Annotated in this window: 18 protein-coding genes; 9 read left to right on the top strand and 9 right to left on the bottom strand. The window is 47.3% G+C overall.

The genetic code is table 11. The features are described from left to right. Window positions 1–47 precede the first annotated feature (47 nt). Together GLV81_RS06870 and GLV81_RS06875 are read left to right on the top strand one after the other, a co-directional pair. A complete protein-coding gene (locus GLV81_RS06870; RefSeq protein ID WP_157478014.1) occupies window positions 48–623 on the top strand; it encodes a phage tail protein in 576 nt (191 codons plus the stop codon). A 32-nt stretch (window positions 624–655) separates the two neighbouring features. Then, on the top strand, window positions 656–1,810 hold the full coding sequence (locus tag GLV81_RS06875; RefSeq protein WP_157478016.1) for an ABC transporter substrate-binding protein: 1,155 nt from the start codon (window positions 656–658) through the stop codon (window positions 1,808–1,810). A gap of 43 nt (window positions 1,811–1,853) precedes the next feature. On the opposite strand, the gene GLV81_RS19305 is transcribed toward GLV81_RS06875, so the two are convergent. Then, window positions 1,854–1,994, bottom strand: coding sequence for a hypothetical protein (locus GLV81_RS19305; RefSeq protein WP_197429001.1), 141 nt, complete (start codon window positions 1,992–1,994; stop codon window positions 1,854–1,856). Between GLV81_RS19305 and GLV81_RS06880 the strand changes: the two genes are divergently transcribed. Both GLV81_RS06880 and GLV81_RS06885 read left to right on the top strand, forming a co-directional pair. Next, window positions 1,984–4,701 (top strand): FG-GAP-like repeat-containing protein, encoded by a 2,718-nt coding sequence (locus GLV81_RS06880; RefSeq protein WP_197429002.1) that lies wholly within the window; start codon window positions 1,984–1,986, stop codon window positions 4,699–4,701. The genes GLV81_RS19305 and GLV81_RS06880 overlap by 11 nt on opposite strands. 28 nt (window positions 4,702–4,729) lie before the next feature. Next, window positions 4,730–5,194: a hypothetical protein gene (locus tag GLV81_RS06885; protein ID WP_157478020.1), complete on the top strand. Its 465-nt coding sequence runs from the start codon at window positions 4,730–4,732 to the stop codon at window positions 5,192–5,194. Between the two features lie 68 nt (window positions 5,195–5,262). Here GLV81_RS06885 and GLV81_RS06890 read toward each other — a convergent pair whose 3' ends face one another. From GLV81_RS06890 to GLV81_RS06905, 4 genes are read right to left on the bottom strand one after another with little or no spacing between them, the layout of a single operon-like run. Continuing rightward, the gene (locus GLV81_RS06890) at window positions 5,263–6,309 is read right to left on the bottom strand and encodes a patatin-like phospholipase family protein (RefSeq protein ID WP_157478022.1); all 1,047 of its coding nucleotides are present in this window, start codon (window positions 6,307–6,309) and stop codon (window positions 5,263–5,265) included. A 52-nt stretch (window positions 6,310–6,361) separates the two neighbouring features. Then, window positions 6,362–7,105 (bottom strand): spheroidene monooxygenase, encoded by a 744-nt coding sequence (locus tag GLV81_RS06895; RefSeq protein ID WP_157480693.1) that lies wholly within the window; start codon window positions 7,103–7,105, stop codon window positions 6,362–6,364. Window positions 7,106–7,121: 16 nt separating this feature from the next. After that, window positions 7,122–7,892, bottom strand: a complete 771-nt coding sequence (locus GLV81_RS06900; RefSeq protein ID WP_197429003.1) for an FkbM family methyltransferase — start codon at window positions 7,890–7,892, stop codon at window positions 7,122–7,124. Further along, window positions 7,892–9,475, bottom strand: coding sequence for a S41 family peptidase (locus GLV81_RS06905; protein ID WP_157478026.1), 1,584 nt, complete (start codon window positions 9,473–9,475; stop codon window positions 7,892–7,894). Before GLV81_RS06905 ends, GLV81_RS06900 begins: the two co-directional genes overlap by 1 nt. Before the next feature lie 83 nt (window positions 9,476–9,558). Here GLV81_RS06905 and GLV81_RS06910 point away from each other — a divergent pair, with 83 nt between their 5' ends. Genes GLV81_RS06910 through murQ form a run of 4 tightly spaced genes read left to right on the top strand, consistent with a single transcriptional unit; the run spans window position 9,559 to window position 12,563 of the window. Then, window positions 9,559–10,368 (top strand): glycosyltransferase family protein, encoded by an 810-nt coding sequence (locus GLV81_RS06910; RefSeq protein WP_157478028.1) that lies wholly within the window; start codon window positions 9,559–9,561, stop codon window positions 10,366–10,368. Then, window positions 10,353–10,838, top strand: a complete 486-nt coding sequence (locus tag GLV81_RS06915; RefSeq protein WP_157478030.1) for a glycosyltransferase family protein — start codon at window positions 10,353–10,355, stop codon at window positions 10,836–10,838. The genes GLV81_RS06910 and GLV81_RS06915 overlap by 16 nt, the downstream gene beginning before the upstream one ends. Window positions 10,839–10,871: 33 nt before the next feature. After that, window positions 10,872–11,711 carry an N-acetylglucosamine kinase gene (locus tag GLV81_RS06920; RefSeq protein ID WP_157478033.1) on the top strand — a complete coding sequence of 280 codons (840 nt, stop codon included), beginning with the start codon at window positions 10,872–10,874 and terminating at the stop codon, window positions 11,709–11,711. 33 nt (window positions 11,712–11,744) lie between these two features. Then, window positions 11,745–12,563 carry an N-acetylmuramic acid 6-phosphate etherase gene (gene murQ / locus GLV81_RS06925; protein ID WP_157478035.1) on the top strand — a complete coding sequence of 273 codons (819 nt, stop codon included), beginning with the start codon at window positions 11,745–11,747 and terminating at the stop codon, window positions 12,561–12,563. Between the two features lie 107 nt (window positions 12,564–12,670). Here the strand turns inward: murQ and GLV81_RS06930 are convergent, their stop codons facing one another. Next, entirely contained in the window at window positions 12,671–13,438 is a 768-nt protein-coding gene (locus GLV81_RS06930; RefSeq protein WP_157478037.1) for an FkbM family methyltransferase, read from the bottom strand. Between the two features lie 32 nt (window positions 13,439–13,470). Then, entirely contained in the window at window positions 13,471–14,382 is a 912-nt protein-coding gene (locus GLV81_RS06935) for a sterol desaturase family protein (protein ID WP_157478039.1), read from the bottom strand. Between the two features lie 108 nt (window positions 14,383–14,490). On the opposite strand from GLV81_RS06935, the gene GLV81_RS06940 reads away from it, so the two are divergent. Next, window positions 14,491–15,309: an alpha/beta hydrolase gene (locus GLV81_RS06940; protein ID WP_197429004.1), complete on the top strand. Its 819-nt coding sequence runs from the start codon at window positions 14,491–14,493 to the stop codon at window positions 15,307–15,309. A 77-nt stretch (window positions 15,310–15,386) separates the two neighbouring features. On the opposite strand, the gene GLV81_RS06945 is transcribed toward GLV81_RS06940, so the two are convergent. Continuing rightward, window positions 15,387–17,792, bottom strand: a complete 2,406-nt coding sequence (locus GLV81_RS06945; protein WP_157478043.1) for a transglycosylase domain-containing protein — start codon at window positions 17,790–17,792, stop codon at window positions 15,387–15,389. Window positions 17,793–17,893: 101 nt separating this feature from the next. Continuing rightward, complete coding sequence (locus GLV81_RS06950; RefSeq protein ID WP_157478045.1) at window positions 17,894–18,412, bottom strand: toxin-antitoxin system YwqK family antitoxin; 519 nt, start codon at window positions 18,410–18,412, stop codon at window positions 17,894–17,896. Window positions 18,413–18,414: the final 2 nt, after the last annotated feature.

Genomic DNA, 18,414 nt, shown 5'->3' on the forward strand with positions numbered 1-18,414 from the left:
ATACACTTTTTTAACCCCCCATTTTTACTTTTAAAATCCCCTTTCTTATGGATGAAATGATGGCCGTAATCAAAATGTTTGCTGGTAATTTTGCCCCCCGTGGCTTTGCTTTTTGCCAGGGACAAATAATGTCTATTGCGCAAAACACAGCTCTGTTTTCACTGCTAGGAACCACATTTGGTGGCAATGGTCAAACCACTTTTGCTCTTCCTGATTTCAGAAGTCGTGTACCTGTTGGTACAGGTCAAGGTCCAGGCCTTTCCTCTTATGTTTTGGGTCAGCAAGCAGGTGTAGAATCAGTTACACTGATAAGTACACAAATGCCTCTTCACAACCACGTAGCTACAGCAGCTGCTCCAACATTGCCAGTGTCTAACAACAACGCCAGTAGCCATGTAGCTGCGGCCGATGGTACTTTGGTACTTGCTGCTCCGGTAGATGGAGCGGGCCTGGATGTGTATGGCTTTGTTGGTGATGCTTCACCAGCCGCTAAACTGAATGCAACCTCTGGGGCCATTACTGTAGGCACTGCTGGTGGTAGCCAACCACACACCAATATTCAGCCTTATTTGGCAATGAACTTTATCATTTGCATGGAGGGAATTTATCCTTCCAGGAACTAACAATTTCAGATTTAGGATTTTACCCTGCACTAATGGTTTCACCTGTTCGAATAGCATTGCTGTATCCTCAGTCGGAATTTTTTCCCAGACTCAAGGATGAACTCCGGTTCGCCCTGAGTCTGGGTTTGCAGTTTGCCGGCTATCATCAGCCCGTTGAGTGGCAACCAGAATTTATTAATAGTGCTGATATCAAATCAGTAGAACAAGCTATTAAAAAAGCAATCTATCATTTGGAAAGTCAATTGATAATTGTGGTAGCCAATACCAAAACAGTGGTTGAGCTGACAAGTTTGTATGAGCAATCTACACTTCCTGTAATCGTATTAAACCTTGGCGCCAACTTGCCTGCTGTTCATTGGAATAGTCCATTCCTTTTCTACAATAGCCTTCACAGTTGGAAAGCACAATGGGCATTGGGCAAATGGGCGCAGCAACAATACGGTGGCATCTGTGCTGTAAATACAACATTGTACGAAGGTGGGTACTTGCTGCATGAAGCATTCAGGTTAGGGCTTGGTGCTGCTGGTGCCGCTTCACTTTATTTGAATGTGGCAAAAAATTTCGGTAAGCAGTTTGATACGTCCTCCCTTTTTCAGCAAATGCAACAACAAGATGTAAGTCATGTACATGCAGTGCTTTCAGGTAATGAAGGCCAACATTTTCTGGATACTTACAAACAAACACCGGCAATAAATGAAAAGCCATTAACGGTTAATGCATTTATGGTGGATGAAACGGTAGTGCCGGCGAATGCCGCTATGCATGATGCTGTTTTTGCATCTACATGGTATTCATCGCTTGACAATGATGCCAACCATCAATTTGTAGCACATTTCTCTGCTGCAAAAAAGAAGATGCCATCAGCATTCGGTTTGTTGGGATATGAAACTGGATTGGCTTTGGGGATTGCCTTACAAACAGCTGAGGATATTGATGGAGAAGTATTGGCTGACGCATTGAGCAACAGCCAGCCGATTGGCCCGAGAGGAGCTGTCTCTCTCTCTACATCTCCATTGCAAGCAGATATGCAAGTGCACATCCTGAAAGCAACATTCGACGAAGGTGCAAAAAGCTTGCAGCATCACAAAATTGCAGAAGGTGAGCACATCAGCTGGCAATCAGAATGCATCGCTGCCAGTGCTGCAGCAGCAGTTGCTGGCTGGCAAAATCCTTATCTGTTTACTTAATTCACGGTTCCTTCAAAAAAACACACATTATGCAACAAAAACTTTACGCACAACTATCGACGCACATCAGGCAATCGGTCAGATATTCATTGATGTCTGGAACTGCATTGTTGTTGATGATAGGACAAGCAAAGTCCCAAACTTTTACCGAGGTAAACTCATCTACGCACAACATGCGGGCCATTAATGCCACTATTGCTGCTACTGCCAGTTCTTTTCTCATTGGCGATTTTCAGGGCAATGATGGAGATATCGATCCGATTGGAAGAAACACTGCCAATACGGGTTTGGTTTTCTGGCGCCACAATGGCAACAGTACTGACTGGACACAACTGACAGGAGCATCAAGTCCAGTGAATGGCATTACCTGGGGGGCAGCTTCTGCCAATAATTTCACCTTAGGCAATCTGGCAGTTCTTGATGCTGATGGCGATGGTGATTTAGATATCTACAACAGGTCGCCAAATGAATTGTATCGCAACGATGCCGGGACTTTTACAAAGGTTACTGGTGCATCTAACCCAATGGATGGTATTGCTGCATCAATTGGTAATTTCGCCAGTATTTTTATTACAGGCGATTTTGATGGCGATGGCGATTTGGATTTTGTTGGTAGGCCTGCGACACTACCAGGAACACCTGTTTACTGGCGCAATGGCGGAGCAGGTGGTTGGACACAATTAACAGGCGGTTCCAATCCTTTCAATTCAATTTCAATAGCAACAGCGGCTGCTTTTACTGCTGGCAACCTTGCTCTTGTAGATGCAGATGGCAATGGTACCATCGATATTTACAACAAAGGCGCCAACGTAGTGTACTCAAGGAGTGGTTCTACATTCAGCCAGCTAAGTGGCGGCAGTAATCCTATGGATGCCATTGCAGCTACATTGAGCACATTTTCGTCAGCATTTCTCACAGCTGATTTTGATTCAGACGGCGATCTTGATTTGGTAGGTAGAAATACTACGAATACAGGGGCTTTGGTATACTGGCGAAAAGATGCAGGTAGTACCTGGACACAGGAAGCTAGTAGTGGCCCTTTCAATGGTATCACTATTGCTAGTTCTGCTGAATTTTCACAATTATCTATTGGCGTTTTGGATGCAGATAAGGATGGAGATGTAGATGTGTTCAACAGTGGCAAAAATGTGCAGTATGCGCAGCAAGGCGTTGCGCCAACATTGAGCAGTACCGTGCCAACCAACTTTGCTACATCCATTGTGCCTTCAGCCAACCTCAGCATGACATTCAGCGAGAACATTGCTTTGAGTGATGGGGTTACAGGTTCGGGAAATGTGACCGGCTCTGGAGATATCACAGTGAAACGTTTGTCGGATAATACTGTAGTGGCCCGCATTTTGGTGACCAGCCATGCCAGTCAACTGAGCATTTCCGGTGCTACTCTCACTATTAATCCAACCAGCGATTTGCCAGCTGGTACACAATTGTATGTAGAAGTGGGAAGTGATGCCATTAAGTCTGCATCATCAGGATTGGTTTATGCAGGTATTAATCAAAACAACGTATTCCAATTTACGACATTAGCTACACCGGTAGTTACCACAAACCCATCAAACGCTACCGAGTGTTCGGGCTTTGGTGTTAGTTACAACGCAGCAGGTACGGGTGTTACCAGCTATCAGTGGCAGGAATCTACTACAGTTGGTTTTGCTTCGCCCACCAATCTTACCAATAGCGGTGTATACAGTGGTGCTACTTCTGCTACTTTGAGCATCTCTAATGTTGCGGGTTTGAATGGTCGTTATTACCGTTGTGTGTTGACCAATGCAGCTGGCTCTACCAATACAAACGCAGCGACGCTTACAGTTGGTTCAACCACCTTGCCCTCTACAGATCTTACCTATGCGCAAAGTGTAAGTACCAATAAATTCCAAAATACGAGCTGCGAATTGTTGGGCAATATTGTGCCGAAAGTAGTAGGTGCCGGTACGCCGGTGTCAGGTTCTGTTTCCATCAAAACCTGGATTAAAGCTTCGGCTACCAGCTATCGTGGTGTTACTTACGCAAGGCGTATTTATGAAATTACGCCGGCAAGTAACCCTTCTACTTCTTCTGGTACTGTAACGTTGTACTTTACGCAAGCTGATTTCGACAACTTTAATGCTGTACCCAATGGCTTGGATTTGCCCACCGGCCCTTCAGACAATACCGGCAAAGCCAATCTGCGTATTTCTAAGCTCACAGGTAGCAGTAGCGATAACAGTGGTAACCCAAATACTTACCCAGGTACGGGCACCGTTATCAATCCGGATGATGTCAATATTGTTTGGAATACCACTCTGAATCTGTGGCAGGTTACTTTCGATGTAGAAGGCTTCAGTAGTTTCTTTGTGCAAACAAGCAGTTTGTTGTTGCCGGTGAAATTGGTTTCTTTCACTGCATCTGCAACCGCAAATGCTGCTGTTGAATTGCAATGGAAAGTAGCCGGACAGGAAAACATGCGTAGCTATCAGGTACAGCGTAGCAATGGTAATGGTGCATTTGCGCAGGTAGCTGCGGTACCGGCAACTGCAGCAGCTTCTGCTAGCTTCAGTTATACCGATGCAGTGGTGCCAGGCCTTTGGTATTACCGCTTGCAAATGGTAGATGCAGATGGTAGCTTTACGTATAGTCCTGTGGTAGTAATCGATAACAGGTTGGCTAAGGCTGCCGTATCAGTGTACCCGAACCCAGCCAAGGATAAGGTGCTGATTACTGTACAAAACGCTTCGGCACAATTGTCGGCCCGACTGATTGATGCGCAGGGTAAAGTTGTATCTGCATTTGTAATGCGCAGCAATACACATGAGCTCAATATGCAATCGCTGTCAGCTGGTTTGTATCAATTGGTACTGTCCGATGGCCGTAGTTTCAAACTGGTAAAAGAATAATTTGAACCGCTTAAAACGTGATGAGATTATGATGGAACGTAAACAGTTCTTACTCAATATGGTGAAGCTAATGCCAGCGATGGCATTAGCTCCATCAGTTGTTTTCGCAAGAGATAATGAAGCTGCACTGAAATGTGAGCAAGTGCTTTTGGGCAAGGCTCAGCCAGTTGTGCTTCAGGCAAAGGGAAAGACCCAGCACATTCAACAGGCCGTTTCAGTAAGCTACCGAAACAATATGTTTTGGATTACAGATATCTGGGGCAAGCAATATAGCACTAGCAATTTGCTGATTCATGCAGATGAATTTGAGATTTCACCGGCGCTGAATGAAGTAATGTTGAATGTAGCTGGTGTAAAAACCAGCCTGCATTTGGAAACCAGTAAAAAGGCGAATCATCCGCAATTGCGTTGTTTCAGTGCTGCCAAGCTCACCACTGACATGATGCAACGATGGATGGCTACACCCAAGCCAACTCTGGTGGCTATTTCTTAAGGCGACATCCTTTTGTAACAAAAAGACCTGCACGTTTTGTGCAGGTCTTTTTTACTTGAAGGAATATACTATGCATAAGCGATTAGCTTGCTCACAATCTCCTCAATCAACGCATCATGTTTGGCCACATAATGCAGCCCTGCTTCATGCAGGTTTTTCAGGTTCTCGTCCGATACATCATCCATTTCGCTGCTGGCATCCTGCAGGGCCGGCTCCAGGCGGTAGTAGTCCTGCTCATCTTCTTCCGAAAGGGTGTTGAACATTTTCTGTAAATGATAATGAACTGTTTCGCTATTGCCACTCATCATGATGTCGATAACGATGGGTAGCCAGGCAATCAGTCCGGCGTTTTTGATTTTGTCGTAATGGTAGGGGGTCTTCACTGTTCCCGTTCCTACAGAAATAATCAGCATGTCTTTGGCGGATGGAAAGTCGGGTTTGTGTGCTGCCACTTCTTTACTAAACCGTATGGTGCGGGCCTCGCTGTAAGCTGCCAATGCCGGATTGTTTACAAACACGCCGCCGTCTACCAATGTGTAATCAGCGCCTTGTTCTGAAGAAATTTTGGCCGGCTCAAAATAAGTGGGGGCTGCTGAGGTAGCCCGGCACACATCTTTCAGTTTGTAGTTGTAAATCTTTTTGCCACCCCTGGCATCTACACTATTAAAAAAATGGGCCCGCCGGTTGCGTATGTCGTAAGCGGTAATGAGGCAGGGGCGAAGCAGGTCGTCGAGTTCGGTGTCGCCAAAATATTCTGCCAGCAATTTTTCGATGTGCTTGCTCGGGTACATTTCATTAAACACCACATAGAGCTTGGCCACTTTCGACAAAAACTCCATTTGGAAAATGTCTTTGCCATTGTTGAGGTACAATTCAAGGGCGTCTTTTGCGGCAAACTTTGGCCGGTTATTGGCGCCGGGGCAGAGGTAAATGCTGGTGAGAATACCTCCCGTACTGGTGCCTGCCACCAAATCTACAAAGTCGGCAATGCGGGCATCGGGGTTGTTGGTGCGCTGTTGCAGCCGGTTTTCAATTTCAACCATAATGGTGGCCGGGATAATGCCCCTGATACCACCGCCATCCAACGAAAGAATCCGAATTTTTGTGCGGGCCATAGTGTGTTTGTTTTCAGGTAAAATACACACTTGCCGCCGGGCATGCAATACCCTATTGGGCGGATAAATGATTGGCTGCCTGCCCCAGTTGATGTTCTATAGCGGGCAATTCCCAGGTGCGAATGATGCGGAACCGGACAAACATTTCTTCGCTGTACCACTTTTCGGCGTAGGTTTTTTTAATCACTTCGCGGTGTTCATGCATTTGGTAGGCAAATGCCTGCATGGCTTGCTTGCTCTCCCAAATGCTGAAAGTAGCCTGCTTTATGAACGGTACTTCGCCAATGCCGTAGCTGGTAATAAAGCCTGGGGCTCCTGCCATTTGCTGTGCTACCTGATCTACATGTTTCCAAAAAGCTTTGGCCTTGCTCAGCCGTATGGTGGCTCTCGTCATGACGGCTATCGGGCCTTCCCAATCGCCGGCTTTCCGCTCCAAAGAGCCAAATACTTCGCGGCCATTCCAAAGGCCATGGCCTTCTTTGGGTTCCAGTAAAAGAGCCTGCACCTTACCGTTCCATAATGAAATGAGATCACTAATAATATCTCCCAAACACCTTCGCTGAAGTTTCTCCAGACTTATAGTTTCCTGTCTGTCAGCAATCCATGATTCAGGAATCACCACCATAATGCTCCATTGTTTCCAATCGGGTACAATGTCAAAAGTGCCGTTTCTGCCACTGCCCATCAGTCGCCAAAAGGAAATTTTCTTGTTGAGCCAGAGCGGTAGCCGGAACAATGCCATGGAAAATAAGCCAGGAGAAGCACTCCTGTAGCGGATGATAAAAAGCACCGCCACGAGAGGTTCCTGTTGCTTATGACCGTTGGATGAGTTTTTCAATAGATGAGATTTTACCGGCAGGAATACAAATCATGTCGCCGATGAGCTGCTGCTGCGCATCTGGATAGGGAACCAGTTTGTCCTGCTGGACATAGAACAGCTGGTAGCCCATTTCGTTGAACATACGGTGCAAAATGAGTTTGTTCTCTCCGTCGGTTTCTACCTGAACAATAGGCTGATGGCTTTCAATCACAGAACGCATGGCGGGCAACACAGGTACTTCATAGCCTTCGATATCACATTTTAAGTAATGAATATCAGCGAGTTGTCCGAATAGTTTAGCAGGATGTTTGAGCTCCACTTCAAATATTTCTGGCGCTACCTGCTTCTCCGATTCGGTCAACACTTTCATAAGGCCATGGCGGTGCTGGTCGGCAAAGGGCAGGCCCATGCTGATGGTTCCTTCCTGTTCGCCCAGTGCATAGGGTAGCACCTGCACCTGGGGTAAATGACGGGTATTGGCCAGCAATATTTCTCTGTAGAGTTGAATGGGTTCAACGGAAAGTACCTTTCCTGTGCTGCCAACCAACCGGGCAAACTCAGTAGAGTAATAGCCGAGGTTGGCACCTATATCAATCACTGTTTGGCCCGGGCCAATAAGGTGGCGTACAAAATAGTGAACCGTATAAGCCGGGTTATTCTTCAGCCATTGGCGTCGGAAGCTGAACAAGAATATTCTGGAAGTGAGGCGGAGGTAAGCCTGCCGGCCCAACAATTGAATGAGGATGGCTTTCAGTTGTTTCACTATTTGCTGATTGATTTGAGGGTTTGCAATGCCTGCTGCAACAGTTTATCGGTAGGCTGCAGCGTTTCATAAAAGGCATTGTTTCGCCATTGGTAACGGGCCATATTTGCTTTGATAATCAATAGAATATCATTTTTTACTGAAACCGATACTTCCGGTATTTTTACGCTGTCTTGTTGAAGTTGAGTGGCGTACATGTCCCAGGTATTGGCTGGTAACTGATACTGTTTGATGAAGTCTGATGGCGTTTTGTATTGCGTCAGGCTGCCCTTCATTTGCTGAAACAAGCGGAAGCTGAAATCACCAATGCGGTTGCCGCTGAAGAGGGGCAGACTGCCTTGTGGTACCCTGCTACTGTCGAAAGCCACGATAATGTCGGGGGTGATGCCACCGCCACCGTACACCTTTTTACCTGCCCGGGTTGTATAAACTTCCTTGCTTTTTTGCAGGCTGCTGTCGTCTTTGGCAGGATTTCTTTCCAGCACTTCATGCTGATAATCGTTGCGGCTGCCGTTGTATGGCTTTTGAATACTGCGGCCGGAAGGCGTGTAGTACCGTGCCACGGTAATGCGGACAGCGCCTCCGTTGGCCGGATCGTATTGCTCCTGTACCAGGCCTTTGCCAAAACTGCGCCGTCCAATGATGGTGCCGCGGTCATTGTCTTGCAGGGCGCCAGCCAACACTTCACTGGCACTGGCGCTGAACTCATCGATAAGTACCACCAGTGGTTCTTTTTCAAAAATGCCGGGCTTTGTGCTTTGAATTTCTTTGTTTTTGACATGGGAGCCACGGGTGCTCACAATAGAAAGTCCGTCGGGAAGGAACTCGTCGGCAATGTTGGTCGCTTCGGTAAGGATGCCACCGGTGTTGCCCCGCAAATCGAGAATCATCTTTTTCATGCCCTTTGCTTGCAGGCCTGTGGCTGCATCCATGAACTCTTTATAAGTGGTTTCGCTAAACTTATTGAGCTTGATGTAGCCAACGCCGGGTTCAGCCATGTAGGCTGCTTCAACTGAAGGCAGCGGTACATTGCCGCGGGTAATGGTATAGGTTTGGGTTTTACCATCCCGCAATGCAGTTACTTCTACTTTGGTGTTATAATCACCACGAAGCAATTTTCGCAACTCACTGCCTTTCAATTTATTGCCAGCTATTACTTTGTCGTATACTTTAATAATTCTGTCGCCGGTTTTGAGGCCTGCTTTGGCACTTGGTCCGTTTTCCACCACATACACCACATTCATGGTGTCGTTAATCATCTGGTATTCTACACCAATACCGCTAAAGCCACCTTCGAGGTCGGCGTTGGCTTCTGCCAGCTCTTGGGCAGGAATGAAAACGGTATGCGGATCGAGATGGTTGAGCATGGCCTGAATGCCATCGGCCTCCATGGAATCGAGACTTACCGAATCGACATATTTATACTGAACCAAGTCGAGCACCTGCTGAATGGCCGACCGGTTTTTGTTGCTACTGCTGTTGCGGCCACTACTGCCCGCCAGTTGGAAGCCCGCTAATATGCCCAGTGCCAATGCCAGCCCGATAAACAAGGGTAGCCAAACCTGCAGTTTTCTATTTTCCATTATATGTTGCCCTGTACTTTTGACCAGCGAAAGTACAAGTTGCAGGCTAATGCCATTTGTACAAAAAGCCCAATGTGCAAAGCATGGATAAAAAGAAGGCCAGAATACTCATTATAGCCGAAGAATTGGAATACGACCGCACCAGTTGCGGACTCCTCAATACGAAAATGACCGAAGTGCTCAGCCAGCATTTTGCTGTACACCTGCTGGTGGGTGGCAGGGTGGGCCAGCCCATATTTGAACTGCCATTAGCATCAATAGAACAGGTAAAGTTGCAGCAACCAACCGGCTGGAAACTGTTGGGAAAAGTTCCGCTTTTACGTAGCCTGCCCGAAAAGCTGACCGGATTTAACCATGCTTCTTATTACAAATTGCAGCAGTGGACGAAAGCCATTAAGCATAAACTGGCGAAGGATTCTTACGATTTGGTATTGCTCTTGGGCAGTGGTATGGGCTGGTATGCTCACATGGCATTCAGCAATTTGCTGCCTTATGCCGGCAAATTTGTCATGTCCATTCATGATCCGTTTCCCATGGCCATACTGCCAGAGCCTTACAATGTACCCATCGACAATGGCCAGCGGCAACTGATGAAACGCTTCAATCATTTGGTGGAGCAAGCTGCCGGTTGCTATGCGCCATCACAGCGGTTGATAGAACATTTGAACCCTGCTTACCCGGCATTGGCCAGCAAAGCAGTGGTAGTACCGCATTTGGCGCATCAGCTGCCCTTTTTACTGCAGCCTGCCAGCCCGCCTGCCGAAAAGCAAGTTGCTTTGTTGACGAAAATTCAACCATTGCACAGCAGTACACATTTTTGCTGGTACACATGGGTACTTTGCTGGAAGGGCGTTCGCCCGGCTATTTTATCAGGGCCATGCTGCAATTTTTAGAAGCACATCCTGAAGCAGAAGCGCATACTCAGGTGGTGTTTATTGGTCAGGTGCACCCCAAGTTGCTGCCCGAATTTGACCCTGCGGCGAATCACAAAAATTTTATTATTGAAAACAATACCCGCTTAACCTACGGCCAGGCGCTGGTTTTGCAAAAAGCTGCTGCTGCCAACCTCGTAATTGAATCAGCTACATACCATTCTCCTCAACTTTTTGGTAAGTTTGCTGATGCGGTGATGGCCGATAAACCGATACTTTGTATTGGCCCGGCTACTTCCGAAGCAAGGCGGGTAGTGGGCAATGATTATCCCTATCAGGCAACCAATGGCAACGAGGAAGAAATACGGTTGATGATTGAGACCTTGTACCGGAACTGGCGGGAGCAACCCAACCAAACACTGCAACGCCCCGATTTACAGCATGCATTTCACCCACAACGATTGGTGGATGCCATTAACTCCTGGCTGTAGTCGACATTCACCCAGGGAGTTATTACTACCAACATGATACAATTGATTGCGGATAGCGGCGCCACCAAAACCACCTGGAGTTTGATTGGCGGAGCCCGTACGAAAACCGTCAGTACTGCCGGTATTAGTCCGTATTTTTTTACTGCAGCCGATATTACGGCACTGTTGCAAAAAGATTTACTGCCCAAGCTGAAAGATGCTCAGGTTGAAGCCATTCATTTTTATGGTACTGGTTGCGCCACGAAAGAAAACCAACAGCTGGTAAAAGCAGGATTGAAAGGCGCTTTTAAAGGCGTAAAAAAGATTAGTGTAGAAAGTGATTTAACCGCGGCAGCCAGAGCTCTTTGCGGTCACGATAAAGGCATTGCCTGCATATTGGGAACCGGCAGCAACAGCTGTGTGTACAACGGCAAAAAAATCGTTCGAAACAACCCCGCACCAGGGTTTATACTTGGCGATGAAGGAAGCGGTGCATACCTCGGTAAAAAAACCGTGCAGTATTTCATTTATCAAACTTTTGATGAAGAACTGCAGCATCGCTTTCAGCTAAAATTCAATACGCATTATCGGGAGATATTGCAGCATGTATACAAAGAACCATGGCCAAACCGTTACCTGGCTTCTTTTACACCCTTTCTCAGCGAAAACCGCGGCCACTACATGGTAGAAAATATCATAGAAGATGGCCTGAGTGATTTCATCACCACCCATTTGTACAAGTATCCGGAAACCTGGAAGTATCCCATCCATTTTGTGGGCAGTGTTGCCTGGCATTTTAAAGATGTACTCAAAGACCTGTGCAGCAGTTTTGAACTGAGCATGGGGCAGGTATTGCAGTCGCCCATGCCAGGTCTTATCCGTTATCATCAATAGCTTTACGTTCGGTTTTATATTTCAATACATCTCATGTCAGAATTTACAAGAGTAACAGAGCAACCTTCCCGCTACCGCCATTTGGAAAAAATGTCGGTGCACGAAATACTCACCAATATCAATCAGGAAGATAAACTGGTGCCGCTGGCAGTGGAAGCCGCTTTGCCATCCATTGAGGCGTTGGTAGAAGCCATAGCAGATAAAATGCTGAGCGGTGGCCGTTTGTTTTACATAGGCGCCGGTACCAGCGGCCGCTTGGGCGTGGTAGATGCCAGTGAGTGCCCGCCTACTTACGGTGTACCACACGGATTGGTCATTGGCCTTATAGCTGGTGGCGATGATGCCATGTTTAAAGCCGTAGAATTTGCCGAAGACAGCAAAGAAGAAGGCTGGAAAGATTTGGAAAAACATTTTGTAAGTGATAAAGATGTGGTGGTGGGCATTGCCGCCAGCGGCACCACGCCTTATGTAATTGAAGCCTTGCGGGAATGTCGCCATCGTGGCATTATTACCGGCAGCATTACATGCAACCCCAATGCACCGGTGAGTAAGGAAGCCGACTTTCCCATTGAAGTGGTAGTAGGCCCCGAGTTTGTAACCGGTAGTACCCGCATGAAAAGTGGTACAGCACAAAAGCTGGTGCTCAATATGATTAGCACCAGTGTGATGATACAACTGGGCAGGGTAGAAGACAACAAAATGGTGAACATGCAGCTCAGCAATGAAAAACTCGTAGACCGTGGCGTAAAAATGCTGATGGAAAAAACCGGTGAAGCTGATTATGAACAAGCCAAATCGCTACTGCTGAAATACGGCAGCGTTAAAGCCGCCATGGAGCAAACGGTGAAATAATTTCGCTGCAATTGATTTTACAGATCTGTGCATTCGTGGCTAAAAAAATCATGGCCGCAAATGCACAGATTTTTTTGAAGCGATGTAATGAAGATTGCTGGCGACTCTTATGCTGTGTGGTACGGATCGAACATGTGCACCAAATCTTCGTTGTAAAACAACAGGCATTCCCGCAAGGGTTCCATCGAGAAATTGTACTGACTCATCACTTTGAAAAACGCCTTCGATGTATCGCGGATGCGGCGGTCGTGTAGCTCTACCGCAATGAATTTGGTGCGGGGCAGCCATTCTTCCGGGTTGTTTTCAATCACGTGTTTTTCGGAGCCTTCAATATCCAGTTTTAGCAGGTCAATCGTTGCCCAGTTTTTCAGGGCCATAATTTCCGGAATGGAATAGGCTTTCATAGCGCCGGGTGTTGCTGCAGGCACTTCGGCTACTTCAAACGACGTATGGCCGCGGCCTTTGTCTACCAGTTGCAAATGCGCCGGATAGCCCCAAAGCCCGCCCTTTAATGCGGTGATTTGCGGGTAGGCTTGGGTATTCTTTTGCAAGTATGGATAGTTGTAGTCGGATGGTTCGATGCTCACAATTTCGGCCTGCGGATAGCGGTTGGCAAAATAGACAGCGGCCAAGCCAATATTACCACCGGCATCGAGTATGGTTAGTGGTTGATGGGGCAATCTGAACTTGTAATCCTGTGCCACCAAAATGAAATCAAAACCATCATAATCGTCTTTGTACGATCGAAAATGAATGGGGTGTTTGTACTGATCAATTTTCAGTGTGGTAAACTGATCTCGTTCTGCCTTCCACATTACCCGCAAAGCATTTTTCCACCCGAGGTGATAACGAAGTCTGAAAAATGATGTACGCATGAAAGTCAGATTTAAATAGGGTAGGAAGAAGGTTAGTTGTTATCTGGCTGCCATTGCCCTTTTGCTTCCAGTTGTCGCAGTTCATCGCTGGTGTGGCGGCTACCATCGTGGCTCCAGCCGGGCGGTGCCAGCAGGTATTTCAGTTTGGTAAAGAATGGTACTGGTTTCTGCAAGTCTTCGGCAATAGCCTGCCACTCATGCGTAACCACAGTCAGCGCATTGCGTTCGGGTTGCTTGCTGGTTAGTCCGTAGCGGATGGGCTGATACTTTTGCTCATCCAGCTCCGCCTGAAAAGTGCCAAAGAGTTTGTCCCACACAATCAGGAACATGCCCATGTTTTTATCGAGATACAAAGCATTGCTGGCATGGTGCACCCGGTGGTGCGATGGTGTAACCAGCACATACTCGGCCCAGCCCATTTTGCTGATGAACTGCGTATGTACCAATATGCCCCAGATTTGCGTAGCCGAAAACATGATGAGAATATCCGTTGGGTTAAAGCCAAACAACGCCAGCGGAATAAAGAACACAAAACGATACAATGGCTGCAACACCGAACTGCGGAAGCCAACGGTAAAGTTGAACAACTCAGAAGAATGATGGGTAACATGCACGGCCCAAAACAGGCGAACCGTATGCTCCAACCGATGCAGCCAGTAAAAAATAAAATCTTCGGCTATGAGCAGCACCAGCCAGTACACCCAAGGATTGCTGATTTGGCCCAAGCGGTGGTTGAACATATACACCAGCACCAGCAGGTACACACTGCGAAACAGTACATCAATACCGGCGTTGAGCAACATCATGTACGCATTGGTCAGTGTGTCTTTTACGCTGTACACCGGTTTGTGGCGGTAATTGCTCAGCAGTATTTCGCCCAAAATAATGAGCACATACAGTGGCGTTGAAACAAGAATGAGTAGATTTTCCCAATAGCTAACCATAGACGGCGGCAAAGATAACGGCCACAGCCTTGCGATTTTGGCGATGGCTGTAGCAATTTATCTGTGCTTTTCCGCATTCCCCCTACTTTTGAAACCATGACCGCTGCTGTGAAGAGAAATGTACATACGGAATCGTTGCTGCATTATGAGGTAGACCATTTTGTGTTGGATAGCTATGCCCTCGACAGGGCCGTGCAGGTAGATGTGTACCGGCCGCAATTGCAAGAAGGCATGCAGCCATCTTTGCTGCTGGTAAATGACGGGCAGGACCTGCCCAAAATGCCTTTTGCACCCATCATTGATGGCTTGTATGCCGCTGGTAAAATACGACCACTCATGGTGGTGGCCATGCATTGCAGCGAAGAACGTAAACTGGAATATGGCACTGCAGACATTTTGGATTATATGAGCCGCGGCAGCCGTGCCCGCTACCACCGCAAGTTTGTGTTGGATGAATTGATTCCCTACATACGACAGGAATATTTCTTGCCCGTCATACAGCAAATTGGTTATGCTGGTTTTTCACTGGGTGGCCTGTCGGCGCTGGATGTGGTATGGAAGCATCCTGAAATTTTTAATGTAGCAGGTGTTTTCAGCGGTTCATTATGGTGGCGGTTGAAAGATTTGAATGATGGCTATGAAGAATCAACAGACCGCATCATGCACAAGCTGGTGCGGGAAGGAAAATATGCCGACAATCTGCGTTTCTTTTTTGAAACGGGTACACAAGATGAAACCATGGATCGCAACAACAATGGCATCATCGATAGCATTGACGATACCTTGGATTTGATACAAGAGCTGGTAAACAAAGGCTACGATCGGGAGCAGCACATTCGCTACCTCGAGTTGCAGGATGGCCGCCATGATGTGCCCACCTGGGCCCGTGCTTTTCCCGACTTTTTAACCTGGGGTTGGGGTAAATAACGGATGCGGCTGTATGCAGCATAAAAAATCCATTCCGAATTGGAATGGATTTTTTATAAAAGGAATATTCATTTTAATCAATTCTTTCTGACCGGTGCCGACAACACAGCTTTTGGCGATTTGTCTGCAGGGTCTTGCTGCTTGCGGCCTGTGTCGGGCTTGGGTTTGTTGTTGGGCTTGGGCTGATCCTCTACGGGCAGTTCTGATTCACCGCCAATTTGGCCAAGTCCGTTGGTATCTACACCGCCGCCAAAGTAATCATCAATGTTGCCATTGCCCATGTCTTCGCCTTCTGCATCGGGGCTTTGCGGGCCTATTATGTTTTGGAAGTAATCGTAGTTGATGTCGTTTTTGTCGATGGCTGGTTTCACAAATTTGGCTTCGTTATCGTAGCCCAGTTTGCCGTCGTTGTATACTTTTTGCAAAAACATACCACAAGCCGGCAGAGCAGCAGCGCCACCATAACCTTCAGCAGAACTGCTGGGGAAGTGTATCCAGTTTTCATCGCAACCCACCCAGGTGCCTGTCAGCAATTCTGGCGTGTACACCATAAACCATGCATCGGTATTGTCGTTGGTAGTACCTGTTTTAGCACCCATTTCTGCTCTGATACCGTAAGCATTCATGCGGGTGGCTGTACCAAATTTTACAGCACCGCCCATCATCTTGCACATGTTGTAGGCAGCCACTTCGCTTATCACTTCTTTTATCTGCGGAGCCACGTTCACAATTACGTTTCCGTTACGGTCTTCAATACGGCTGATGAATTGCGGCTTGGTATTGAAACCACGGCCGGGGAACATGGTGTACATCCACATCATTTCATACAAACTCAGGTCGCAACTGCCCAGTGCCAACGAAGGGTAGGCGTCGAGCTTGGTTTGCACCTGACAACGGTTGAGGAAGTCTACAAAACGTTGTGGCCCGATTTGCTTCATGAGGTAAGCCGCTGCACCATTGAGCGACTGCGCAATCGCTACCGCCATAGGAGGGCTACCACCACGGGCACCCTTGCCGTTGGCCGGTACCAAACCATATCCAGGAAAGTTTTGCTGTACGTTTTGCAGCGGCGTTTCGGGGGTAAAGCCTGCTTCTTCAATGGCCTGACAATACAGCATGGGCTTGATGGTAGAACCTACCTGCCGCTTCATGGTAATGTTGGCGTGGTCAATTTTGAACGTTTTATAATCGATGCCGCCTACCCAGGCTTTCACAAAACCCGTTTGGGGCTCCATCGACATAAAACCACTTTGCAGCAATGTTTTCAGATACTTGATGGAATCCATGGGTGTCATGGTGGTGTCTGTTTCCCGCTTTGCATTCCATGCAAATATTTTCATGGGCACAGGCTTAAAGAAGGTTTCTTTGTTTTCTTCATCACTCATTTCATCTTCCTTCTGAGCCCGCCAGCGGTCGCTTTGCTTCATGAACTTTTCCAGTTCTTTTTCGCGGCCTTTAAATACGCTACCAGATTTGATATTGGAGAACTGTTTGAAAATTCTTTGTTTGGCGGCCACGTTTTGTGCTACTGCTTCTTCTGCATAAAGCTGCATGCGTGGGTTGATGGTGGTATAAATTTTCAAACCATCGCGGTAGATATCATACTTCTCGCCATTCGATTTTACGAGGTCTTTCAGCAGTTTGCGTACTTCTTCCTTCACCACATTTTCGCGGAAGTAAGGCGCAATACCAGAGTTGGCATCCAGTTTTTTGTATCGAAGATTGATGGGCTCCCGCTTGAGTTTGTTGGCATCGGCATCACTCAAAAAATTGTTGCGTACCATTTGGTCCAGCACCGTGTTGCGGCGGTCGAGTGCCTTCTTCGGATTGCGGCGTGGATTGTAAGTGGTATTGGCTTTGAGCATGCCCACCAACACCGCAGCTTCGTTTAGTTCCAGGCGGTCTGGTTCTTTTTGGAAAAACGTACGGGCCGCGTTGCGAATGCCATACACATTATCGCCAAACGCTACAGTGTTGAGGTAGTAAGTGATGATTTCATCTTTGGTGAAATTGCGTTCGAGCTTCACCGCAATAATCCATTCTTTAATTTTTTGCACCCCACGAGACAACTTGTTGCTGGCCCGCTGCCCGCCAAACAGGTTGAGAGCCAGCTGCTGGCTAATGGTGGATGCTCCACCGGCGGGGTCGAACGTAACCACACCTTTTACAGCCCGCAGCAACGACTTGCCATCGATACCGCTGTGCTCGTAAAAACGTTCGTCTTCAGTAGCTACCAATGCTTTGATGACGTACGGCGAAATGTCTTTGTAGCCCACGGGACTGCGGTCTTCCAAATAGAATTTGCCCATGGGGGTACCATCATCGGCATACACTTCCGAAGCCAATGATGCGGAAGGATTTTGCAAATCTTCGATGGAAGGCATTTTGCCCAACAAGCCAAAATTGGTGGCTACAAAAAGTAAAACCACCACAGCCAAAAAGCCCAATGTGGCTTTCCATAAAATGCTTACAGCACGGGTCATGAATAGAAATGATTTATTGCTACTTGCAGATTTCGGAATAATCTGGCACAAAATACGGTTTGCAGCAGTGAAGCCTTTGGTTTTTTAACAACGGCTTATGGCTATTTCAGTTTTTCGCCGAGGCTGGTGTATTCGTGGGTTTCTTTCAGCATACCGGCTTCATCAAAACTGCGCCATACGCCGGTTTTTATGCCATTCACAAAACGGCCATCTTCCCGCACCCGGCCATCGCTGTAAAAGTATTTGGCACTGCCATCGGCTTTGCCTTTGTCGTTGAAATTCAGTTTGAAAATGCGTTGTCCGTTGGGATAAAAAGCCACGCTGTCCACCAGCTTGCCTAATTGGCGTTCGGTCATCAGTACAATCTGGCCTTGCACATCGTACCATAGCTGCATGCTTTTTTGGCCGTTGCCCAGCACAATGGTTTCGCCACGAACCACGCCCAGCAGTCGGGTGCCTGTGTCGGGCATCATGGGTATAATGGTGTCGGCCATATTGGGCAGTTGGCGGATATAAGCCGTGTCAATGGTTTCAACCATTACATCGCTGGTGTTGGGTTTGCAAGCCATGGCAAAAACAACCATCAGCAATGCCAAACAAGAAAGGCGAATGATGTTCATAA

This window comes from Phnomibacter ginsenosidimutans (assembly GCF_009740285.1).
GTDB lineage: Bacteria > Bacteroidota > Bacteroidia > Chitinophagales > Chitinophagaceae > Phnomibacter > Phnomibacter ginsenosidimutans.